The 22,108-nt window shown below is 75.5% G+C and carries 20 protein-coding genes; 19 read left to right on the top strand and 1 reads right to left on the bottom strand.

The window, feature by feature from the left end; translation table 11 throughout:
- The first annotated feature begins 70 nt into the window (after positions 1 to 70).
- The 5 genes from V2J63_RS14185 (at position 71) to V2J63_RS14165 (ending at position 4,708) form a co-directional block, all read left to right on the top strand.
- Positions 71 to 1,231 carry a PP2C family protein-serine/threonine phosphatase gene (locus tag V2J63_RS14185; RefSeq protein WP_331231637.1) on the top strand — a complete coding sequence of 387 codons (1,161 nt, stop codon included), beginning with the start codon at positions 71 to 73 and terminating at the stop codon, positions 1,229 to 1,231.
- Entirely contained in the window at positions 1,228 to 2,805 is a 1,578-nt protein-coding gene (locus V2J63_RS14180) for a sensor histidine kinase (protein ID WP_331231636.1), read from the top strand. Before V2J63_RS14185 ends, V2J63_RS14180 begins: the two co-directional genes overlap by 4 nt.
- 63 nt (positions 2,806 to 2,868) lie before the next feature.
- Positions 2,869 to 3,291: a response regulator gene (locus tag V2J63_RS14175; protein WP_331231668.1), complete on the top strand. Its 423-nt coding sequence runs from the start codon at positions 2,869 to 2,871 to the stop codon at positions 3,289 to 3,291.
- Positions 3,292 to 3,360: 69 nt separating this feature from the next.
- Complete coding sequence (locus V2J63_RS14170) at positions 3,361 to 4,296, top strand: proteasome assembly chaperone family protein (protein ID WP_331231635.1); 936 nt, start codon at positions 3,361 to 3,363, stop codon at positions 4,294 to 4,296.
- Between the two features lie 208 nt (positions 4,297 to 4,504).
- Positions 4,505 to 4,708 carry a cold-shock protein gene (locus V2J63_RS14165; RefSeq protein ID WP_331231634.1) on the top strand — a complete coding sequence of 68 codons (204 nt, stop codon included), beginning with the start codon at positions 4,505 to 4,507 and terminating at the stop codon, positions 4,706 to 4,708.
- On the opposite strand, the gene V2J63_RS14160 is transcribed toward V2J63_RS14165, so the two are convergent.
- The gene (locus tag V2J63_RS14160) at positions 4,659 to 5,609 is read right to left on the bottom strand and encodes a spermidine synthase (RefSeq protein ID WP_331231633.1); all 951 of its coding nucleotides are present in this window, start codon (positions 5,607 to 5,609) and stop codon (positions 4,659 to 4,661) included. The two genes, V2J63_RS14165 and V2J63_RS14160, sit on opposite strands and share 50 nt — an antisense overlap.
- Positions 5,610 to 5,652: 43 nt before the next feature.
- On the opposite strand from V2J63_RS14160, the gene dinB reads away from it, so the two are divergent.
- From dinB to V2J63_RS14090, 14 genes are all read left to right on the top strand, one after another.
- On the top strand, positions 5,653 to 6,897 hold the full coding sequence (dinB, locus tag V2J63_RS14155) for a DNA polymerase IV (protein ID WP_331231632.1): 1,245 nt from the start codon (positions 5,653 to 5,655) through the stop codon (positions 6,895 to 6,897).
- 86 nt (positions 6,898 to 6,983) lie between these two features.
- The gene (locus V2J63_RS14150) at positions 6,984 to 7,373 is read left to right on the top strand and encodes an SCO2097 family morphological protein (RefSeq protein WP_331231631.1); all 390 of its coding nucleotides are present in this window, start codon (positions 6,984 to 6,986) and stop codon (positions 7,371 to 7,373) included.
- Positions 7,374 to 7,979: 606 nt separating this feature from the next.
- On the top strand, positions 7,980 to 8,411 hold the full coding sequence (gene mraZ, locus V2J63_RS14145; protein WP_331231630.1) for a division/cell wall cluster transcriptional repressor MraZ: 432 nt from the start codon (positions 7,980 to 7,982) through the stop codon (positions 8,409 to 8,411).
- A gap of 177 nt (positions 8,412 to 8,588) precedes the next feature.
- Positions 8,589 to 9,599: a 16S rRNA (cytosine(1402)-N(4))-methyltransferase RsmH gene (gene rsmH, locus V2J63_RS14140; protein ID WP_331231629.1), complete on the top strand. Its 1,011-nt coding sequence runs from the start codon at positions 8,589 to 8,591 to the stop codon at positions 9,597 to 9,599.
- Entirely contained in the window at positions 9,596 to 9,991 is a 396-nt protein-coding gene (ftsL, locus tag V2J63_RS14135; protein ID WP_331231628.1) for a cell division protein FtsL, read from the top strand. Before rsmH ends, ftsL begins: the two co-directional genes overlap by 4 nt.
- Positions 9,988 to 11,742 (top strand): peptidoglycan D,D-transpeptidase FtsI family protein, encoded by a 1,755-nt coding sequence (locus tag V2J63_RS14130; protein ID WP_331231627.1) that lies wholly within the window; start codon positions 9,988 to 9,990, stop codon positions 11,740 to 11,742. Before ftsL ends, V2J63_RS14130 begins: the two co-directional genes overlap by 4 nt.
- 26 nt (positions 11,743 to 11,768) lie before the next feature.
- Complete coding sequence (locus V2J63_RS14125) at positions 11,769 to 13,337, top strand: UDP-N-acetylmuramoyl-L-alanyl-D-glutamate--2,6-diaminopimelate ligase (protein ID WP_331231626.1); 1,569 nt, start codon at positions 11,769 to 11,771, stop codon at positions 13,335 to 13,337.
- Positions 13,334 to 14,758 (top strand): UDP-N-acetylmuramoyl-tripeptide--D-alanyl-D-alanine ligase, encoded by a 1,425-nt coding sequence (locus V2J63_RS14120; RefSeq protein WP_331231625.1) that lies wholly within the window; start codon positions 13,334 to 13,336, stop codon positions 14,756 to 14,758. The genes V2J63_RS14125 and V2J63_RS14120 overlap by 4 nt, the downstream gene beginning before the upstream one ends.
- A complete protein-coding gene (mraY, locus tag V2J63_RS14115; protein ID WP_331231624.1) occupies positions 14,755 to 15,843 on the top strand; it encodes a phospho-N-acetylmuramoyl-pentapeptide-transferase in 1,089 nt (362 codons plus the stop codon). The genes V2J63_RS14120 and mraY overlap by 4 nt, the downstream gene beginning before the upstream one ends.
- Positions 15,836 to 17,296 carry a UDP-N-acetylmuramoyl-L-alanine--D-glutamate ligase gene (gene murD, locus V2J63_RS14110; protein ID WP_331231623.1) on the top strand — a complete coding sequence of 487 codons (1,461 nt, stop codon included), beginning with the start codon at positions 15,836 to 15,838 and terminating at the stop codon, positions 17,294 to 17,296. The genes mraY and murD overlap by 8 nt, the downstream gene beginning before the upstream one ends.
- Complete coding sequence (gene ftsW / locus V2J63_RS14105) at positions 17,293 to 18,525, top strand: putative lipid II flippase FtsW (protein ID WP_331231622.1); 1,233 nt, start codon at positions 17,293 to 17,295, stop codon at positions 18,523 to 18,525. The genes murD and ftsW overlap by 4 nt, the downstream gene beginning before the upstream one ends.
- On the top strand, positions 18,518 to 19,660 hold the full coding sequence (murG, locus tag V2J63_RS14100; RefSeq protein WP_331231621.1) for an undecaprenyldiphospho-muramoylpentapeptide beta-N-acetylglucosaminyltransferase: 1,143 nt from the start codon (positions 18,518 to 18,520) through the stop codon (positions 19,658 to 19,660). Before ftsW ends, murG begins: the two co-directional genes overlap by 8 nt.
- Positions 19,657 to 21,090, top strand: a complete 1,434-nt coding sequence (murC, locus tag V2J63_RS14095; protein ID WP_331231620.1) for a UDP-N-acetylmuramate--L-alanine ligase — start codon at positions 19,657 to 19,659, stop codon at positions 21,088 to 21,090. Before murG ends, murC begins: the two co-directional genes overlap by 4 nt.
- On the top strand, positions 21,087 to 22,085 hold the full coding sequence (locus V2J63_RS14090) for a cell division protein FtsQ/DivIB (protein ID WP_331231619.1): 999 nt from the start codon (positions 21,087 to 21,089) through the stop codon (positions 22,083 to 22,085). The genes murC and V2J63_RS14090 overlap by 4 nt, the downstream gene beginning before the upstream one ends.
- The last annotated feature ends 23 nt before the right edge of the window (positions 22,086 to 22,108 follow it).

Raw genomic sequence — 22,108 nt, 5'->3', positions numbered from 1 at the left:
CCGTGGGGCGACGCGTCGGTGGGCAGCCCTGCCGCTTGCGTACGATGACCGGGACGAAAGGAATGATCACGTGCTGCACGAGGCGACATCGGGGCACGCACGTGCCGGTGAGGAGCCGCTGCACGTGCTGCTCGTCGAGGACGACGACGGTGACGCGCTCCTCGTCGAGGAGCTCCTCGCCGAGGCCGACCTCTACCCGGACCTCACCCGCGCCTGGAGCCTCGAGGCCGCCCTCGACGCGCTCGCCGTGCCGGTGGACTGCGTCCTGCTCGACCTCGGCCTGCCCGACGCCAGCGGGCTCGACGCGCTCGTCCGGCTCCGCGAGGTCTCCGACGCGGCCCTCGTCGTCCTCACCGGGCTCGACGACGCCGAGCGGGGGGTGCGGGCCGTCGCCGCCGGAGCCCAGGACTACCTCGTCAAGGGCACCGTCGGCGGCGAGGCCCTCGGGCGGGCCATCCGGTTCGCGGTCGAGCGGCGCCGCGCCGAGCGCGCGCGCCGCGACGACGGCCCCGCCGCGCTGACCGACGGCACGTCGCGTCTCGAGCGCGGCCTCCTCGCCGGCCCGGAGCTTCCCGCGGGAGCCGTGCGCGTGACCGTGCGCCACGACGGGGCCGGTGGGCGCAGCGACCTGTCCGACGCCGTGCGCCGCCCGGACGGCACCGTCGCCGCCCTCCTCGCCGACGTCTCCGCCGCCGGGCAGGAGGCAGCGACGCTCGGCGCCTCGCTGCGGATCTCCTGGCGGGCACTCGTCCTCGCCGGCCTCCCGGCGGGGGACGTCCTGCGCAGCCTCGACGGGCTCGTCCGGGCCGAGCACCTCGACGGTGGCTGCACGGCGGCGGCGGTCATGGTCGAGGTCGACGCCGCGTCGCGGCGCGCGCGCGTCCACGTCGCCGGGCACCCTGCACCGCTCCTCCTCGGCGCGGACGGCGCGGTGCCCGTCGAGGTGGCCGGCCCCGCGCTCGGGGCGGGCGAGGGCGCATGGCCCGTCGCCGAGGTCCCCCTCGAGCCGGACGGCCGTCTCGCGCTCGTCTCCTGCGGCCTCGTCGGCGCCCGTTCCTCGGAGGGCGAACCTCTCGGCCTGCGGCGCCTGCGGGACCTGCTCGCCGAGGGCGCGCGGACGACGGGCGACGACGCCGAGCTCGCCGAGTCGCTCCTGCGCGCGGCCAGGCGCTACGCCGCGGCGTCGACCGAGGAGCTCGCCGTCGTGCTCGTCGGCTGGGACCCCCGGTGAGCGCGGGCGCACCTCCGCTGAGCGACCGCCCGACCGGCTGGACCCTGCGCAGCCGGGTCCGGACGGCGCTCGTCGCCGGCGGGCTCGTGCTCGGCCTCGTCCTCCTCCTCGCGTTCGCGGCGCTCCTCCAGGTGAGCCGGCACGAGAGCCGCGTGACGGAGGTCCTCTTCGACGCCGTCGTCAGCATGGAGGACGCCCACGCCGACCTCGTCGACGCCGAGGGGTCCGTGCGCGCCTACGCCCTCACCGCCGACCCGGCGGTGCGCGGCCCCTACGACAGGCTCGACGTCGCCGCCCTCGCCGCCGTCGCCGAGGAGGTGACCGCCGCCCTGCCCGACGACGGCGCGCTCGCCGGCGCCCTGGACGACCTCCTCGTCGCGGTCGAGGTGTGGCGCACGGAGTTCGCCGAGCCGACCGTCGCGCGTGCCGGGGACGGCCCGGACGAGGCGTACGCAGCCAACCGGGCGCGCGGGCTCGCGCTCTTCGCCGACGTCCGCGCGGGCATCGACAGGACGCTCGGCACCCTCCTCGACTACCGCAGCGACGCGGCGGAGAGCCTGCGCACGTGGCGGACCGTCCTCGTCGTCTCGATGGTCCTCCTCGCCGTGTCGGCCGTCGCGGTCGGCACCGTGCTGTGGCGGCTCCTGCGGGCGTGGGTGACCGACCCGCTGGAGCGGCTCGCCGCGTCGAGCCGGGCCGTGGCCGCCGGGGACCTCACCGCGCAGGTCGAGGGCGACGGGCCCGACGAGGTCGTCGGTCTCGGTGCGGACGTCGAGCAGATGCGCCGCCAGCTCGTCGCCGAGCTCGAGAGCGTCCGCCAGGCGCGCAGCGAGCTCGAGGCCTCCAACCGGGACCTCGAGCAGTTCGCCTACGTCGCCTCGCACGACCTCCAGGAACCGCTGCGCAAGGTCGCCTCCTTCACCCAGCTGCTCCAGCGCCGCTACGGCGGCCAGCTCGACGAGCGGGCGGACCAGTACATCGAGTTCGCCGTCGACGGCGCGAAGCGGATGCAGCGCCTCATCCAGGACCTCCTCGTGTTCTCGCGCGTGGGCCGGGGCGGGGAGGAGGCCGGCGTCGTCGACCTCGACGCGTGCCTCGCCGACGCCCTGGCCAACGTCTCGGACACGCTCACGACGACGGGCGGCCAGGTCCTCGCCGCGGACCTTCCCCCCGTGCTCGGGCACCGGGTCGTCCTCACGCAGCTCTTCCAGAACCTCTTGAGCAACGCCGTGAAGTTCCGTCACCCCGATCGTCCGCCGCGCATCGAGATCCGGGCGGAGCGCTCGGGGGAGGAGTGGCTCTTCACGTGCGCGGACAACGGCATCGGCATCGAGCCGCGGCACGCCGAGCGCGTCTTCGTCATCTTCCAGCGGCTCCACGCCAAGGACGCCTACGAGGGCACCGGCATCGGCCTGTCGTTGTGCAAGCGCATCATCGAGCTGCACGGCGGGCGGATCTGGGTCGCGGAGCGCGAGCCGGACGACGTCGGCACCGTCCTGCACTGGACGTTGCCCGTCCTGCGCGAGGAGGCGGCGTCCGCGGACGGGTCGGGCGGGGCCCGCGCCCATGGGTGAGAATGGCAGCGGCGCGACCATCGCGGTCGCCGGGACGTCGCAGGAGGACGCGTGAGCGAGGCAATGATCGAGGTGCTGCTCGTCGAGGACGACCCGGGGGACGTGCTCATGACGCAGGAGGCGTTCGCGGACTACAAGGTCGCCAACCGCCTCACGGTCGTCAGCGACGGCGAGTCGGCCATGGCCTATCTCCGCAAGGAGGGTGAGCACGCCGGTGCCCCCACGCCCGACCTCATCCTGCTCGACCTCAACCTCCCGCGGATGGACGGGCGAGAGGTCCTCGCCGAGCTCAAGGAGGACCCCGCCCTCCGGCGGGTACCCGTCGTCGTCCTCACGACGTCGGAGGCGGAGGAGGACATCCTGCGCAGCTACGACCTGCACGCCAACGCGTACGTGACGAAGCCGGTCGACTTCGACCGGTTCATCGACGTCGTGCGCAAGATTGACGACTTCTTCGTCTCGGTCGTCCGGCTCCCGCGCCGCTGACGCGGGGAATTCGCGCCCGCCGGCGCGCGTTTGCACCTGGTGAAGGCTTGAGGACACGAGGAGGCGCACATGCGCGAGCTGTACACGCTGGGACCCGCGGCGCAGGACCTGCCCGAGGTGCCGGTCCTCGTCCACGCGCTGCACGGGGCCATGGACGCCGGCCGGGCCGGGGCGCTGTTCGCCCGGCACCTGCAGACGGCGCTCGGCGCGCGGCGGGTGGCCACCTTCAGCAGCGACGAGCTCATCGACTACCGGGCCCGCCGTCCCGTCATGACGTTCGAGGACTGGCACTGGACGGACTACGCCGAGCCGACGATCGCCGTCGACCTCCTCCACGACGACGAGGGTGCGCCGCTCCTCCTCCTCCACGGCCCTGAGCCCGACCTGCGCTGGGAGGGCTTCGTCGACGCCGTCATCGAGATCGTCGAGCGCTTCGGCGTCGAGCGGACCATCGGCGTGCACGGCATCCCCATGGGCGTCCCGCACACGCGCCCGACGACCGTGACCGCCCACGCCACCGACGCCACGCTCATCCCGGCCGTGCCGGGCATCATGGGCACGCTCCAGGTCCCGGGCAGCGCCGCGGGCCTCCTCGAGCTGCGCCTCGGGCAGGCGGGGCACGACGCCCTCGGCTTCGCCGCCAACGTCCCGCACTACCTCGCCCAGAGCGACTTCCCCCAGGCGGCGGCCGAGCTCGTCCGCCAGGTCGCGCGCAGCGGCTCCCTCGCGCTGCCGCTCGGCGAGCTCGAGGTCGCCGCGAGCGAGACGGCGGCGCAGATCGAGCGCCAGGTGGCCGAGTCCCCGGAGGTCGGGGCGGTCGTCCACGCGCTCGAGCAGCAGTTCGACGCCTTCATGGACGGGGCCGGTGACGAGCGCCGGGCGACCCTCCTCGCGCAGCCCGTCGAGCTCCCGACGGCGGAGGAGATCGGGGCCGAGCTGGAGGCGTTCCTCGCCGACCAGTCGGACAACCCCGGCGACGACGCCGCCGCGGACGACGACGCGTAGCCCCGCCCTCGCGGGGCTCAGCCGGGCCGAGCCGGAACGCTAGAAATGCGACGGGGCTCATGCCATGCTTTCCCGCGTTGCAGTTGCGAATCGCTTACGTGTGACCCCGGCCGCGGCCGGGCCTAGCAAGACGTGGGACGAAGCATTTGCGGCGCAGGGGGACCGGCACAGGGCCGGTCCCACGACGTCCCCGGAAGGACACAGCACCATGGCAGAGGGAAGCGTCAAGTGGTTCAACGCTGAGAAGGGCTACGGGTTCATCGCCCAGGACGGCGGCGGTGCCGACGTCTTCGTGCACTACTCGTCCATCCAGTCCGACGGCTACCGGAGCCTCGAGGAGGCCCAGCGGGTGGAGTTCGAGATCACCCAGGGCCCGAAGGGTCCGCAGGCCGAGAGCGTCCGTCCGCTCTGAGCCGCACCGCTGACGACGGGTCCGCACCGCTCGGTGCGGGCCCTTCGTCGTCGTGGGGGCGGGCCGGGTCCACCAGCGGGGGGGTCGTGCCGACGAAGTCGTCGAGCCGCTCGCCGTCGACGAGCCGCACCGGCAGGGCGAGGCGGCGCAGGACCCGCGCGAGGTCGGGCCCGGGCAGGGGAGCGGACGAGCACGCGAGGACGACGTTGCCGAACCGGCGTCCCCGCAGGATCGCCGGGTCCGCGACGAGGGCGACGTGCTCGAAGACCGCCCGGAGGGTGGCGACCTCCTCCCGCGCACCGCGCAGCGGCGGACGGTCCGTGAGGTTGACGAGGTAGAGACCGCCCGGGACGAGCGCCGCCCGTGCCTCACGCGCCGCCTCGAGCGTGCGCAGGTGGGCCGGCACGGCGGGCCCGTTGAAGGCGTCACGGACGAGGACGTCCCACGCCCCCGGCGCGAGCGTGCCGAGCGCGGCGCGCGCGTCACCGACACGGATCCGCAGCCGCGGGGCGCGCGGCAGGTCGAACCACTCCCGCGCCAGCCGCGCCAGCTCGGCGTCGATCTCGACGACGAGCTGGGAGGACCCGGGACGAAGGGCGTCGAGCGCCCGGGCGAAGGTGCACGCGGCGCCGCCGAGGTGGACGGCGCGCAGCGGACCGGGCCGCAGGACGTCGAGGACGGCGAGCATCTGCTGCATGTACTCGAACTCGAGGTACGTCGGGTCGAGGAGGTCGACGTGGGAGCTCTCGGCGTCGTCGAGGTAGAGCGTGACGGCGCTCGGGCGGTCGGGGTCACGGATGAGCTCGGCCATGCCGGTGCTCGTGCGCACCGGGCCGGCAGGGAGCTCCCTGACGGCGGCTGCCGGCTTGGCCGGGGCCCGGCGCGGTCGACGGTCCGGCATGGGGCTCAGGGTAGCCCGTCGCCGCGGCTACCCTGGGCACAGGATGAGCAGAGGACCACGCAGCGCGACGGCGCGGCGCGACTGGGGCAGCGACGACACCGGCGCCACGGTGCTGCACGTCGACATGGACGCCTTCTTCGCGGCGGTCGAGCTCCTGAGCCGGCCCGAGCTGCGGGGGAGCCCGGTCATCGTCGGGGGCGCGCACCGGGGAGTCGTCCTCTCCGCGACGTACGAGGCGCGTGCGTTCGGCGTCCACGCGGCCATGCCCATGTCGCGGGCGCGCGCGCTGTGCCCCCGCGCGACGGTCATCGGCCCGGACCACGCGAGCTACGTCCGCGTCTCCGCGCAGGTCATGGACATCCTCGCCGACGTCACGCCGCTGCTCGAGAAGGTGAGCATCGACGAGGCCTTCCTCGACGTCGCCGGCGCGGCCCGCCGGCTCGGCAGCCCGACCCGGATCGCCGAGCTCGTGCGTGAGCGCATCCACCGTGAGACGGGGGTCCCGGCCTCGGTCGGGATCGGGGCGACGAAGTTCGTCGCCAAGCTCGCCTCCGGCCACGCGAAGCCGGACGGCCTCCTCCTCGTCCCGCGCGAGGCGACCGTCCCCTTCCTCCACTCCCTGCCCGTCGGGGCACTGTGGGGCGTGGGTGAGCGCACCCGCGAGACCCTCCACCGCCACGGGATCGACACGGTCGCCGAGCTCGCCGCGCGGCACCCGCGCGAGCTCCACCGCGTCCTCGGGGTGGCCGCCGGCCAGCGCCTGCACGACCTGGCGCGCGGGATCGACCCCCGGCGGGTCGAGCCGGGACGGGTGGAGAAGTCCGTCGGCACCGAGACGACCTTCGAGACCGACCTCACGGACACGGGCACCCTCACCGCCGTCCTCCTCGACCAGGCCCACCGGTGCGCGGCCCGCCTGCGGGCCGACGGCATGCTCACCCGGACCGTCGTCGTCAAGGTGCGCCTCGCCGACTTCACGACGCTCACGCGCTCGCGCGCCGTCGAGGCCACCGACGTCGCGCACGACATCTACGCCGCTGCGAGCGAGCTGTTCGCCCGCGTCGAGGTGCCACGGAGCGGGGTGCGGCTCATCGGTGTGCGCGCGGAGAACCTCGCCGCCGCCGGGAGCACGGGCGTCCAGGGGCGCCTCGGGGACGAGCCCGCGCGGCGGGAGGCGGAGGCCGCGATGGACGGCGTCCGGGCCCGGTTCGGCGCCGGTGCGCTCGGTCCCGCGACGCTCCTGCGACCCTCCGCGTCGACCGCCAGGGAGGGCGGCGCAGAGCGCTGAGTGCCTCCGGCTTTCCCAGGGGCCTCCTGCGACCTATCCTTGGCACACAGCCCCGGTCGGGGCCGCGACGGCGAAGCGAGGGTCCGATGCCACTCTCTGAGTACGAGCAGCGAGTGCTCCATCAGATGGAGCAGCAGCTGCGCTCCGACGACCCGCGCCTGGCGAGCTCGCTCTCGACGCAGACGAAGGTTTCCGTCCGCCGCCTCGCGCTGGGTGCCCTGGCGGTCCTCGCCGGCCTGGGGATGCTCGTGGGCGGCGTCGCCCTCAGCTACGTGTGGCTCGGTGTGCTCGGCTTCGTCGCGATGCTCGGCGGCGTCATGCTCGCCATCAGCAAGCCCCGAGGGGCCCCGGCGGCTCCCGGCCCGGCGCCGCGCCGCGGCGGCCCCGCCGCCCCCCGCCGGCCCGCGTCCTCGCGCTCGTTCGTGCAGCGCATGGAGGAGCGGTGGGACCGCCGCCGGGAGCAGGGCGAGCGCTGAGCGATCGCCGTCGCGCACGGCCGGTGGTGACGCCGCGCGACTGACCGGTCCGCGCTGACGGGCTGGCGTGCCCGCCGACCCGGGCATGACCGCTCCCTCTCCTTCCCTCCCGGGCCGCGCTCCCGCCGCCGCCGGCCTCCCTCCACCGCCGCGCGGGCGCCACCGCCTGGTGCGCTCCGGGCGCGGGCGGTCCTCCCGCGCCGATGCACGGCGAGCTCCCGTGTCACCCGTGCGCCGCGCCGCTCCTCCACGACGCGCCCCGCCGTGAGCGGTCCTCCACGACGCTCCCCGCCGCGCGCCGTCGTTCCCGCGGCCCCCTCCACATCGCTCCACGCCCGGCCCTCGTCGCCGTCCTGGCCCGTACCGGCCTGCGCCGGGGCGCGCGGGGGCGCGGAAGTCCGGGCCGTCCAGGCGCGCGGTGCGCCGCGCGCGCCGCGCCGCGGACGCAGGTGCGCCGACTTGTCCTCCACTCCGCACCACGGGCCGTGACCTGCGCTTTCGTCCGCATCCCACCCGACATCCGACTCCCCGGGCCTTGCCGGGGGAGCAAAGTGGAGTAATGTGGTGCGCACTGGTGGCGGAGTGGTCGGCGAAGGGGGTGTGCCCGTGTTCCTCGGCACCCACGCGCCGCGCCTGGACGACAAGGGCCGGCTCATCCTGCCGGCGAAGTTTCGCGACCAGCTCGCCTCCGGGCTCGTGCTCACGCGCGGGCAGGAGCGGTGCCTCTACGTCTTTCCCGTCGCGGAGTTCGAGCACATGCACGACCAGCTCCGCCAGGCGCCGGTGACCAGCAGGCAGGCGCGCGACTACCTGCGTGTCTTCCTCTCCGGCGCCGCGGACGAGGTACCCGACAAGCAGGGCCGCATCACGATCCCGACGACCCTGCGCCAGTACGCCGGGCTCGAGAAGGACCTGGCGGTCATCGGCGCCGGCTCGCGCGTCGAGATCTGGGCGGCGCCCGCCTGGGAGAGCTACCTGGCCGAGTCCGAGGCGGCGTTCGCCGACACGGCGGAGGAGGTGGTCCCGGGCCTCTTCTGACCAGCACCCGCACCACCCACTGCACCACGCACCACCCGTAACGGACACCCGGTCCCGACCCCGCACGGCGAGGTCTCTCACCGCGACTCTGACGCACTTCCCCGGCGCCAGAGCAGGCGGAGAGAGTCCTGGTCGGGCGGTGGAGGGCCCCCGACCACCTTCGAAAGGGGTGAGCACATGAGCGAGTCCCGTCCCACGCACGAGCGCCACGTCCCTGTGCTCGCCGAGCGCTGCCTCGAGCTGCTCGCCCCCGCGCTCACCGAGCCGGGGGCGGTGCTCGTCGACGCCACCCTCGGGATGGGCGGGCACTCCGAGCTCGTGCTGGCACGGTTCCCCGCGGCGCGGGTCATCGGCATCGACCGCGACCCGCAGGCCCTGACGCTCGCCTCGGCCCGGCTCGCGCCGTTCGGCCCGCGGTTCACGCCCGTCCACGCCGTGTACGACGCCATCGACGACGTCGTCGCCGCCCACGCCGGCGGGGTGGTCCAGGGGGTCCTCATGGACCTCGGCGTCTCCTCGCTCCAGCTCGACGAGACGGAGCGCGGCTTCGCCTACTCCCAGGACGCGCCCCTCGACATGCGGATGGACCCGACGACGGGGGAGTCCGCCGCCGACCTCCTCGCCGCCGCCCCTGAGTCCGAGCTGCGGCGCATCCTCCACGTCTACGGCGAGGAGCGCTTCGCGGGCCGGGTCGCGGCCGCCATCGTCCGGCGCCGCGCCGAGGCGCCCCTCCTGCGCACCGGCGAGCTCGCCGAGCTCGTCCGCGACGCCATCCCCGCCGCCACCCGCCGGACTGGCGGGCACCCCGCCAAGCGGACGTTCCAGGCCCTGCGGATCGCCGTCAACGACGAGCTCGGCGCCCTCGAGACGGCGCTCCCGCGGGCGGTCGAGGCGCTCGCCGTGGGCGGGCGGCTCGTCGTCCTCGCCTACCACTCGCTCGAGGACCGGGCCGTCAAGACCGTCCTCGCGCGGGGGGCGACGTCCTCCGCCCCGCCGGACATGCCCGTCGAACCTCCCTCGCACCGGCCCTACCTGCGCCTCCTCACCCGGGGCGCCGAGGAGGCCGACGCCGACGAGCGGGAGCGCAACCCGCGGGCGACGTCCGTCCGCCTGCGCGCCGCCGAGCGGCTTCGCCCCACCCCTGACCACCTCAAGGCCACGACCAACCGTCGAAGGAGAGCCGCATGAGTGCGATGCCGGCCCGCACAGCGAGCACCGAGACGTGGCGCACGTGGCAGCCGAGGCTGCGCGTCGTGCGCAACCCCGCCCCGGCGCGCTCGCTCATGCCGTACTTCCTCCTGTGCGCGGCGATCCTCCTCGGCTCGCTCGTGGGCGCCCTGCTGCTCAACACCCAGATGGCCGTCGGCGCCTACGAGCTCCACGACTCCCAGCGCGAGCTCAACCGCCTCGTCGAGACGGAGGCGTCGCTGCGCCAGCAGGTGGAGGTGGCGGGCTCGCCGGCCACGCTGCAGCGCTCCGCCGAGGAGCTCGGCATGGTGCCCGCCGACTCGATCGGGTTCATCCGCCTCGCCGACGGCTCCGTCCTCGGTGACCCGGTCCCGGCCGGGGCCGCCGAGTGACCGCCGGTGCGGGCCTCGCCCGCCGCCAGAACCTCGTCCTCGTCGCCGTCCTCGCGATCATGATGGTGTTCGGCGGGCGGCTCGTCTACGTCCAGGCGGTCGAGGGGCCCCAGCTGGCCGAGGAGGCGCTCGACAAGCGGCTGTCGTACTCGACCCTGCAGGCCCCGCGCGGTGACATCCTCGACGCGAACGGCGAGATCCTCGCCACCTCGGTCCAGCGGTACAACGTCGGCGTCAACCAGCGGATGATCCGCGACTTCACCACCGAGGTCGACGGCGAGCAGAAGACCGGGGCCGTGGCCGCCGCAGCGCTCCTCGCCCCGCTCCTCGGCCGCGACGCCGCTGAGCTGGGCGCGCAGATGGTGGGCGACTCCACGTTCGTCTACCTCGCGAAGGGCCTCACGCCGGACCAGTGGCGGGAGGTCAGGGCGCTCGGGATCCCGGGGATCGAGCCCGAGGCGACGACCGAGCGGATCTACCCCAACGGCAACACCGCGGGGAACGTCGTCGGCTTCGTCGGGCGGGACGGTGAGGGTCTCGCGGGGCTCGAGCTCGCGTTCGAGGACGAGCTCGAGGGCGTCGAGGGCAGCAGCGTCGTCGAGATCGGCCTGCACGGTCAGCGCATCCCCGCCGGCCAGCGCTCGATGACGCCGAGCCAGGCCGGGCAGACGATCCACACGACGATCGACCGCGACATCCAATTCCGGGCCCAGCAGGTCATCGACGAGTCCACGGCGACGTACGGCGCCGCCTGGGGTGCCGTCGTCGTCCAGGAGATCGCGACCGGGCGGATCATCGCCCTCGCCGACTCCGGCGCCGTCGACCCGAACAACTACCAGGCCACCGCACCGGAGGCGCGCGGCTCACGCGCCGTGCAGGCCGCCTACGAGCCCGGCTCGACGGGGAAGGTCCCGACCTTCGCGAGCGCGCTCGAGACCGGGGTCGTCGAGCCGACGACGGTCTTCACCACCCCGGACCGGTTCACGACGCCGTCGGGCCAGACCTTCTCCGACGCGGACCCGCACGCGACCGAGGACATGACGGTCGCGGGCATCCTCGCGACGTCCTCGAACACCGGCACGGTGCAGATCGGCGACCTCATGAGCGACGAGGAGCGGTACGACTACCTCCGTGCGTTCGGCTTCGGCCAGGCGACGGGGATCGGCCTGCCGGGGGAGACGGCCGGCATCCTCGCCCCGCCGGAGAGCTGGGACGGGCGCCAGCGCTACACGACGATGTTCGGCCAGGGCATGGCGGTCAACCTCATCCAGAACACGGCCGTCGCGGCGACGATCGGCAACGCGGGGGTCCGCCTCACCCCGCGGCTCGTCGACGGCTTCACCGACGCCGAGGGCCAGTTCGTCCCGAGCACCGCCGAGGAGGGCACGCAGGTCGTCAGCCCCGAGACGGCGGCCGAGATGCTCACGATGATGGAGGGCGTCGTCGCGCGCGAGGGCACCGGCATCCTCGGCGCCGTCGACGGGTACCGCGCCGCGGGCAAGACGGGCACCGCCCAGGTGCCGGACGCCAACGGCAACCTCAACCAGACGGTCGTCAACTTCATCGGCGTCGCGCCCGCGGACGCCCCGCGCATCGCCGTCGGAGTGGTCCTCTACCACCCGAGCAACCAGCGGCCCTCCTCGATCATCGCGGCGCCGGTCTTCAAGGACGTGGCCGCGTTCGCGCTGCGCCACCTCGGCGTCCCGCCGTCGGGTACCGAGCCCGAGCTCTACCCGCTGCGGGCGGAATGAGTGCCGGGCCGATAGGTTGTCGAGACGTGACTGACGACGACCTGCGGCCGGCCCGGATCGAGCCCACCGACCTGGGCGATCTCGCCCGCCGCTTCCACCTCACCCCGGCCGCCGGTGGCGCCGACCCCGCGGGAGTCCGCGTCATCGGGGCGAGCGTGGCGAGCTCCGACACCGCCCCCGGTGAGATCTTCATCGCCGTGCCCGGCGCCCGCGCGCACGGCGCGGCCTACGCGTCCCAGGCCCTCGCCGCCGGGGCCGTCGCCGTCGTCACGGACGCCGACGGCGCCGCCACGTGCGCCGCGACCTGCGCCGAGCGCGGCGTCCCGGTGCTCCTCACCACGGACCCCCGCGCGCTCGCCGGTCCGCTGAGCGCCGAGGTCTACGGCCACCCCGCCGAGCGCATGCGCGTGCGCATGGTGACGGGGACGAACGGCAAGACGACGACGTCGTACTTCCTCGACGCCATCGCGCGCCACCACGAGGGCACGAGCGCCGTGCTCGGCACCGTCGAGCTCCGGGTGGGGACTCGGACCGTCCCGAGCCCGCGCACGACCGTCGAGGCGCCGGTGCTCCACCGGCTGCTCGCCCTCGCCGTCGAGGAGGGCGTGGCGGCCGCCAGCCTCGAGGCCTCCTCCCACGCCCTCGCCCTCCACCGGGTCGACGGGATCGTCGCCGACGTCGCGGGGTTCACCAACCTCCAGCGCGACCACCTCGACTTCCACGGCACGATGGAGGCCTACCTCGCGGACAAAGCGGTCCTCTTCACCCCCGAGCACGCCCGCCACGCCGTCGTCTGCGTCGACGACGAGTGGGGTGCGCGGCTCGCGGTGAGCACGCCGCTGCCCGTCGACCGCGTGCGCGCCTACGACGGCGACGCCGAGGCGGACTGGACCGTCCACGACGCCCACATCGGCCTCGACGGCGTCGCCTCGACGTTCACCCTGCGCGGGCCGGACGGGGAGGAGGCCCTCGCCTCGTGCCCGCTGCCCGGGCGGGTCAACGTCCAGAACGCCGCCCTCGCGATCGTCATGGGCGTGCGCTCCGGCGTCCCGCTCGAGGTGGCGGTCGAGGCGGTCGCCGGCGCGCACGAGATCCCGGGCCGCATGCAGCGGGTGGGGCAGCGCGGCGGCGGGCGCCCGCTCGCCATCGTCGACTTCGCGCACACGCCGGAGGCGCTCGACCTCGCGCTGCGGGCCGTGCGCCCCATCACCCCCGGTCGGCTCATCGCCGTGTTCGGGTCCGACGGCGACCGCGACCAGGGCAAGCGGCCCATGCTCGGGGCCGTCGGCGCGCGGCTCGCCGACGTGCTCGTCATCACCGACGAGAACCCGCGCTCGGAGGACCCGGCGACTGTTCGGCGCGCCGTCCTCGACGGCGTGCGAGAGGTCCGTGGCGACGCGATGCCCGACGTGGAGGAGGCGCAGACCCGCGCCGCAGCGATCGAGCGCGCCGTCGGGCTCGCGCGCGAGGAGGACACGATCATCATCACGGGCAAGGGCCACGAGCCGCACCAGGAGATCGCCGGGGTGTTCCACCCCTACAACGACGTGCCCGTGCTGCGGGACGCGCTCGAGCGCCGCTGGGGTGCGCTGTGATCGCCCTGCGGGCGGCGGACGTCGCCGCCGCCGTCGGCGGCGATCTCGTCGGTGCCCCCCGGGACCTCCTCGTCGACGGCACCGTCGTCACGGACTCGCGCCTCGCCCAGGAGGGCTCGCTCTTCGTCGCCGTCGCCGGGGAGCGCACCGACGGGCACGCGCACGCCGGGGCCGCCCACGCCGCCGGGGCCGTCCTCACGATCGCCGAGCGCGCGCTCGACGTCCCGCACGTCCGTGTCGCCGACTCCGTCGTCGCCCTCGGCGAGCTCGCGCGCGTCGTCCTCGAACGGCTCCACGCCGCCGGGACGCTGCGCGTCGTCGGGCTCACCGGCTCGGTGGGCAAGACGACGACGAAGGACCTCCTCGGCCAGGTGCTCGGCGCCGCCGGGCCCACGGTCGCCCCGCGCGAGTCGTTCAACAACGAGATCGGCCTGCCGCTCACCGTCCTCACGGCAACCGCCGAGACGCGCTTCCTCGTCCTCGAGATGGGGGCGAGCGGCCCCGGGCACATCGACTACCTCACGCGCATCGCGCCGCTCGACGTCGCCGTCGTCCTCGTCGTCGGGCACGCCCACATGGGCGGCTTCGGCTCGATCGAGGGTGTCGCCCGCGCCAAGGCGGAGATCGTCGCAGGGCTCCGTCCCGACGGCGTCGCCGTGCTCAACGCCGACGACGCGCGCGTGGCCGCCATGGCTGCCGGCGCCCCGGGGCACGTCCTCACCTTCGGGCGCGGCGAGGGCGCCCAGGTCCGCGCCACCGGCGTCGCCTGCGACCCCGACGGGCGCGCCTCGTTCGACCTCGAGACCGACGCCGCGGGCGTCCGGTCCTCCCACCGGGTGCACCTGCGCCTCGTCGGCGAGCACCAGGTCCACAACGCGCTCGCCTCCGCGGCCGCGTGCCTCGCGCTCGGCCTCGACGCCGGTGCGGTGGCCGCCGCGCTCGCCCATGCCGGCGCCGTCAGCGCGCACCGCATGGCCGTGACCGAGCGCGCCGACGGCGTGCGGGTCATCGACGACTCCTACAACGCGAACCCGGACTCGATGGCCGCCGCCCTGCGCACGCTCGCCGCGATGCCGGCCGGGCGTCGCGTCGCCGTCCTCGGCGACATGCTCGAGCTCGGTGACTCGGCCGCCGCCGACCACGCCGCCGTCGGCGCCCTCGCGGCGCGTCTGGGGACCGACCGGCTCATCGCCGTCGGCGCCCACGGCGAGGACGTGCGGGTGGGTGCGGCCGCGGCCGGGCGCGGCGAGGGGCCCGCCCCGGAGGTCGCCGTCGTGGCGGACGTCGCCGAGGCCGAGGCGCTCCTCGGTGCCGACCTGCGCGCGGGTGACGTCGTCCTGCTCAAGGGCTCCAACGGGTCGGGGCTGTGGCGCCTGGCCGACCGGCTCCTCCCCGGCGCGGGGGAGGCGACGACCCCGTGATCACCGTCCTCATCTCCGGCGCGGTCGCCCTGCTCCTCTCCCTCCTCGGCACCCCGCTGTTCATCCGCTTCCTCGTCAAGCGCAACTACGGGCAGTTCATCCGCCAGGACGGGCCGACGGCGCACTACACCAAGCGCGGGACCCCGACGATGGGCGGTGTCGTCATCATCGTCGCCACGCTGCTCGGCTACGCCGTCGCCAACATCTCCGCCGGGCGGCTGCCGAACGCCTCGGGCCTCCTCCTGCTCTTCCTCATGGTCGGGCTCGGGGTCATCGGGTTCCTCGACGACTACATCAAGATCAGCCGGCAACGGTCCCTCGGGCTGCGCGCCCGGTGGAAGATCATCGGCCAGGCCGGGGTGGGCATCGCGTTCTCCGTGCTCGTCCTGCAGTTCCCCAACGAGAACTACCGCACGCCCGCCTCGACGCGCATCTCGTTCGTCCGGGACACCGGGCTCGACCTCGCCTTCGCCGGCGTCATCGCCGGCGTCGTCCTCTTCGTCATCTGGTCGAACTTCCTCATCACGGCGTGGTCGAACGCCGTCAACCTCACCGACGGCCTCGACGGCCTCGCGACAGGTGCCTCGGCCATGGTCTTCGCGGCCTACACCGTCATCGCGATGTGGCAGTCGAACCAGAACTGCCAGTACCTCGTCGACCCGACGGCCGCGTGCTACGAGGTGCGCGACCCGCGCGACCTCTCGCTCATCGCCGCCGCCCTCGTCGGCGCCTGCTTCGGCTTCCTGTGGTGGAACGCCTCCCCGGCGCAGATCTTCATGGGCGACACGGGCTCCCTCGCCCTCGGCGGGGCGCTCGCCGGCTTCTCGATCCTCACCCGAACCGAGGTCCTCACGGCGATCATCGGCGGCCTCTTCGTCCTCATCGTCATGTCCGACGTCATCCAGATCGGGTTCTTCAAGATGACGGGGAGACGGGTGTTCCGGATGGCGCCGCTCCACCACCACTTCGAGCTCAAGGGCTGGGGAGAGGTGACGATCGTCATCCGCTTCTGGCTCATCGCCGGGCTGTGCGTGGCCGTGGGCCTCGGCATCTTCTACGCCGAGTGGGTGGCGGCCGGTGGCTGAGGAGCTCGCGGGCGCCCGCGTCGTCGTCGTCGGCCTCGGGACGTCGGGCCGGGCCGCGCTCGACGTCCTCGCGACGACGGGCGCCCGCCCGGTCGGGATCGACGCCGCCGAGGCCGCCGTCGAGGCCGCGCGCGCGAGCGGCGAGGTCCCGGCCGGGGTCGAGCTGCGCGCGAGCGGCGGGCCCGAGGGCCTCGCGCGGGACGTCCTCGCGGCCGAGCCGGACGTCGTCGTCGTCTCACCCGGCGTCCCCGCGACGTCCCCGCTCCTGCGCGCCGCCACCGCGGCGGGCCTCGAGCTGTGGAGCGAGGTCGAGCTGGCGTGGCGCCTCCAGGTCGCCGCGGGCGCCACCACCCCGTGGCTGACCCTCACCGGCACGAACGGCAAGACGACGACGGTCGGCATGCTCGCCTCCATGCTCACGGCGGCGGGGGAGCGGGCACCCGCGGTCGGCAACGTCGGCACGCCGATCGTGCGCGCCGTCGCCGAGGGCGCCGCGGACGTCCTCGCCGTCGAGCTGTCGAGCTTCCAGCTCCACCTCACGCACACCGTCGCGCCCGAGGCGAGCGCGTGCCTCAACGTCGCCCCCGACCACATCGACTGGCACGGCTCGTACGAGGCGTACGTCGCGGACAAGGCCCGCGTCTACGCCCGCACGCGCCGGGCGTGCGTCTACAACGTCGCCGACCCCCAGACCCGGCGCATGGTCGAGGACGCCGACGTGGCCGAGGGCGCGCGGGCGATCGGCACGACCCTCGAGGTGCCGGGCGTCGGCGAGCTCGGCGTCGTCGAGGGTGTCCTGTGCGACCGGGCGTTCGGCCCGCGCCGCCAGACCCACGCCGAGGCCCTCGGCGACCTCACCGACCTCGCCCACCTCGCCCCCGCCGGGTCCCCCGTGCCCGCCCACGTCGCGGCCGACGCGCTCGCCGCGGCGGCGCTCGCGCGCGCCCACGGGCTGAGCCCGGCCCACGTGCGCGACGGGCTGCGCGCCTACACCGCCGGTGCCCACCGGATCGAGCTCGTCGCCACCCGCGGCGGCGTCAGCTGGGTCGACGACTCCAAGGCCACGAACGCCCACGCCGCCGCGGCGAGCCTCGCCGCGCAGGAGACCGGGCGCGTCGTCTGGATCGCGGGCGGGCTCGCCAAGGGCGCCCGCTTCGACGAGCTCGTCGCCTCCGTCCGTGACCGGCTCCACGCCGTCGTCCTCATCGGCCTCGACCGGGAGCCGTTGCGCGACGCGCTGGCACGACACGCGGGCGAGGTCCCGCTCGTCGAGGTCGACGCTGGTGAGACTGGGGACGTGATGTCACGCGCCGTGGCCCACGCCGCCCGTCTCGCCCGCCCGGGGGACACGGTGCTGCTCGCCCCGGCGTGCGCATCGATGGACCAGTTCGCCGGCTACGGCGAGCGGGGGGCGGCGTTCGCGCGCGCGGTGCGCGAGTTGGGGGTCTCATGACGACGCTGGACCAGGGCACGCGCACGGGCACGACGGCGGCCCCACGCCGCGACCCCGCGGCGCTCAGCTACTACCTCGTCGGCGGGGCCACGCTCCTCCTCCTCGCCATCGGCGTCGTCATGGTCCTCTCCGCGTCCTCGATCACCTCGATCCGCGAGAACGACGGCAACCCGTACGGCTACTTCCTCGACCAGGCGAAGTTCGCGCTCATCGGGGTGCCGATCATGCTCGTCGCGAGCCGGGTCCCCGTCAGCTGGTACCGCAGGCTCGCGTGGCCGGGCCTCGCCCTCGGGCTCGGACTCCAGGCGCTCATCTTCACGCCGCTCGCCCGCGGGGAGAAGGGCAACACGAACTGGATCTGGATCCCGGGCGTCGGCCAGTCGATCCAGCCCTCGGAGTTCCTCAAGCTCGCCCTCGCGCTCTGGCTCGGGCTCGTCCTCGCCCGCAAGGGGCGACTGCTGGGCCAGTGGCAGCACGTCCTCGTCCCCGGGCTCGTCGTCGCCGTCGCCGCGATCGGCCTCGTCCTCGGCGGCAAGGACCTCGGCACGGCGCTCGTCGTCGCCGCGGTCGTCGCGGGGGCGATGTTCGTCGCCGGCGTGCCGATGCGCTGGTTCGCCGCCGCCGGCGCCGTCGCCGCGGGCGGCGTCGCGTTCCTCGTCGTCGCCTCGGCCAACCGCATGCAGCGGATCATGGCCGTCTTCGGCGGCGACTGCGACGAGACGGTCGCCTGCTACCAGACCCTCCACGGCCTCTACGGCCTCGGCACGGGCGGCATCTCCGGCGTCGGCCTCGGCGCCTCCCGCGAGAAGTGGTCCTACCTGCCCGAGGCGCACAACGACTTCATCTTCGCCATCCTCGGGGAGGAGCTCGGCCTGCTCGGCACCCTCCTCGTCCTCGGCCTCTTCGCGGCGCTCGCCGTCGGGCTCCACCGGATCATCCGGCGCCACCCCGACCCGTTCGTCAAGATCGCGACCGGAGGGATCGCCACGTGGATCCTCACGCAGGCCGTCATCAACATCGGCGTCGTCATCGGCCTCCTGCCCGTCATCGGCGTGCCGCTCCCGCTCGTCTCCGCAGGTGGCTCGGCGCTCATCGCGACGCTGCTCGCCATGGGTGTCGTCCTCGCGTTCGCCCGCTCCGAGCCCGGCGCCGGCGACGCCCTGCGCGCCCGCCGCGGGACGGTCCGGCGCTCCCTCGCCGTCGTCGGACAGGGGGGACGGCGTGGCTGAGCCGGCGCCCCTGCGGGTGCTCCTCGCCGGCGGAGGCTCCGCCGGGCACGTCAACCCGCTCCTCGCCACCGCCACCGACCTCGCCGCCCGGCCGGGCGGTGCGACCATCACCGTGCTCGGCACCGAGGCCGGGCTCGAGGCGCGGCTCGTCCCCGCCGCCGGCCTGCCGCTGCGGATCGTCCCGCGCGTCCCGCTCCCGCGCCGCCCCTCGCCGGACCTCCTGCGCCTGCCCACCCGCCTGACGGCGGCCGTGCGCGCCGCGCGGGCAGCGATCACCGAGTCCGGGGCCGAGGTCGTCGTCGGGTTCGGCGGCTACGTCTCGACCCCCGCCTACCTCGCCGCCCGCGCCGCGGGCGTGCCCGTCGTCGTCCACGAGCAGAACGCGCGCCCCGGGCTCGCCAACCGCCTCGGTGCTCGCTGGGCGCGTGCCGTGGCCGTGACGTTCCCGGGCACCCCGCTGCCCGGTGGCCAGCTCACCGGCATGCCCCTGCGCGCCGGGATCGCCGCCCTCCTCGCCGAGCGCGCCACGCCCGAGCTCGCGGCCGCGCGCCGCCGCGCCGGTGCCGCCGCCCTCGGGCTCGACCCGGCCCGCACGACGCTGCTCGTCACCGGCGGGTCGCTCGGCGCGCAGCGGGTCAACGAGGCGGCGAGCGCGTGCGCCGGCGACCTCGTCGGCGCCGGCGTCCAGGTGCTCCACCTCACGGGGGCCGGGAAGGACGCCGCCGTGGCCGACGCCGTCGCCGCGGCGGGCGCGGGGGAGCACTACCACGTGCGCCCCTACCTCGACGCGATGGAGCACGCCTACGCGTGCGCCGACCTCGTCCTCGCCCGCTCGGGCGCCGGCACCGTGAGCGAGCTCGCGGCGCTCGGCATCGCGGCGGTGTACGTCCCGCTGCCCATCGGCAACGGCGAGCAGCGGCTCAACGCCACCGGCGTCGTCGACGCGGGCGGCGGCCTCCTCGTCGAGGACGCCGACCTCACCGCGGCGCTCGTGCGCTCCCACGTCGTGCCCCTCCTCGCGGACCGGGCCCGCCTCACCGCCATGGGCGAGGCGGCCGCCGCCGCGGGCGTGCGCGACGGCGCGGCCCGCCTCGGTGACCTCGTCCTCGCCGCGGCGGGACGGGGCGCGGCATGAGCGCGGCGAGCGGGACGGGCGCGCCGGCCGGGGCCCGGGCTCCGGGCCGCGCGCACCTCATCGGCATCGGCGGCGCCGGCATGGCGCCCGTCGCCGAGCTCCTCGCCGCCCGTGGCTGGCAGGTCTCCGGCTCCGACGCGCGCGAGAGCGTCGCGCTCGAGCGGCTACGGACCCTCGGGGTGGACGCCCGCGCCGGCCACGACGCCGCGCACGTCCCCGACGGCGCTCGCGTCGTCGTCTCGACCGCCGTGCGCCCCGACAACCCCGAGCTCGTCGCCGCGCGGGAGCGAGGCCTCGACGTCCTCCACCGCAGCGAGGCCCTCGCGCTCGTCGCCGACGGCCAGGACTTCGTCGCCGTCGCCGGCGCCCACGGGAAGACGACGACGTCGGCCATGCTCGCCGTCGCCCTCACCGACCTCGGGCTCGACCCGAGCTACGCCATCGGCGGGAAGGTCCTCGCCCTCGGCGCGGGCGCCCACCTCGGCACGGGCCGCGCCTTCGTCGCCGAGGCGGACGAGTCCGACGGCTCCTTCCTCGCGTACTCCCCGGCGCTCGCGCTCGTGACGAACATCGAGCCGGACCACCTCGACCACTACGGCTCGCGCGGGGCCTTCGAGCAGGCCTTCCGCGACTTCGTCGCCCGGATCGTGCCGGGCGGCACCCTCGTCGCGTGCGCCGACGACGCCGGTGCCCTCGCCCTCGTCGAGGACACCGCGGGCGCCGTGCGGACCGTCACGTACGGGACCGGGCCCGCGCCGTCGCCGGGGCGCGAGCACGTGCGCCTCGTCGGGGCGACGTCGGACGGGTCCTCCGCCCGCGCCGAGCTCGTGAGCGGGACCGGGACGGTCACCCTCGAGCTCGCCGTCGGCGGCCTGCACAACCTCCGTAACGCGGCCGGCGCGTGGTGCGCGGGCGTCGCGCTCGGCGCGGAGCCGGCCGCGATGGCCCGGGCGCTGGGACGCTTCACCGGCACGGGGCGGCGCTTCGAGGCGCGGGGCGAGGCCGGCGGGGTGCGCGTCGTCGACGACTACGCCCACCATCCCACCGAGGTCAGCGCGACCCTGCGCACCGCCCGGCTCGCCGCCGGGCAGGGGCGCGTCCTCGCCCTCTTCCAGCCGCACCTGTACTCGCGCACCCGCACCTTCGCCGCGGAGTTCGCCCAGGCGCTCTCCGCCGCCGACGTCGTCGTCGTCACCGACGTCTACGCCGCGCGCGAGGACCCGGTGCCCGGTGTGGACAGCTCCCTCATCACCGACGCCATGGCCGACCACCCGGACGCCCGCGTCGTCGGGGACCGGTTCGACGCGGCCCGCGCCGTCGCCCGCCGGGCCCGCCCTGGGGACCTCGTCCTGACGATCGGTGCCGGTGACGTCACCGAGCTCGGCCCGGTCGTCCTCGCCGAGGTCGCCCAGGACGCGCAGACGCCATGAGGCCGCCCCCGCAGCCCCGCCGCCCCGCGCGGGACGCCCCGCCGCCGGCCCTCGCCGCCCGCGACGGCGGTCGCCCGGCCGAGCCCGCCCAGGCCGAGCCCGGCCACGACGAGCCCGGCGAGCACGCCCCGATGCGGCCGGCGCAGCCCGCGTGGACCGCCGCACGGTCCGCCCGCGGGCGCGCCGCCGTCGACATGCCGAGCACCGGTGCCGACGACGCGCCGGGGAGCGCCGTCGCGCTCGCGACGCTCACCCGCCCCGCCGTCGCGACGGGGCTCGCCGAGCGCCAGGCCGAGCGCGAGTCCGCACGGCGCCGGCTGGTCCTGCGCCGCCTGCTCCTCACGCTCGCCGTCGTCGCCGCCCTCGCCGCGATCGGCTGGGCGCTCCTCGTCTCTCCCCTCCTCGCCCTCGACCCGGAGCAGGTGAGCGTCGCGGGCACGGGCACGACCGTGGCGGCCGAGGACGTGCTCGCCGTCGTCGAGCCGCAGGTGGGGGTCCCGCTCCCGCGCGTCGACGTCACCGGGGTGCGCGCGGGCCTCGAGGACCTCACGACCGTCCGCACCGCCGAGGTGACGCGGGCGTGGCCGCGCGGGCTCGAGGTCGTCGTCGAGCCGCGGGAGCCGGTGGCAGCCGCGGCGAGCCCGGACGGCTTCACGCTCCTCGACCGCGACGGCGTGAGCATCGGTGCGGCCGCGGACGCCCCCGCGGGGCTCCCGCTCGTCACCGTCCCCCTCGACTCCCCGGACACGGCCGCCTCGCTCGCGGCGGTCCTCACCGTGCTCGCGGGCCTGTCCCCGGAGCAGCTCGCCGAGGTCGCGACCGCCGGCGCCCCGACGCCCCGCTCGGTCACCCTCGTCCTCGCGGACGGTGCGGAGGTCCGGTGGGGGAGCGCGGACGAGACGGAGCTCAAGGCGGCGGTGCTCGAGGTGCTGCGCGGGCAGCCCGCGCGCGTCTACGACCTCACGGTCCCGCGCTCCCCGACGACCGTCTCCTGAGCGGGGCCGTGGCGACCGCGGGT

This window comes from Georgenia wangjunii, assembly GCF_036421975.1.
In the GTDB taxonomy this organism is placed as follows: domain Bacteria; phylum Actinomycetota; class Actinomycetes; order Actinomycetales; family Actinomycetaceae; genus Georgenia_A; species Georgenia_A wangjunii.
The sequence above is the reverse complement of the archived record's forward strand: the minus strand, read 5'-3'. Positions and strand labels throughout refer to the sequence as shown.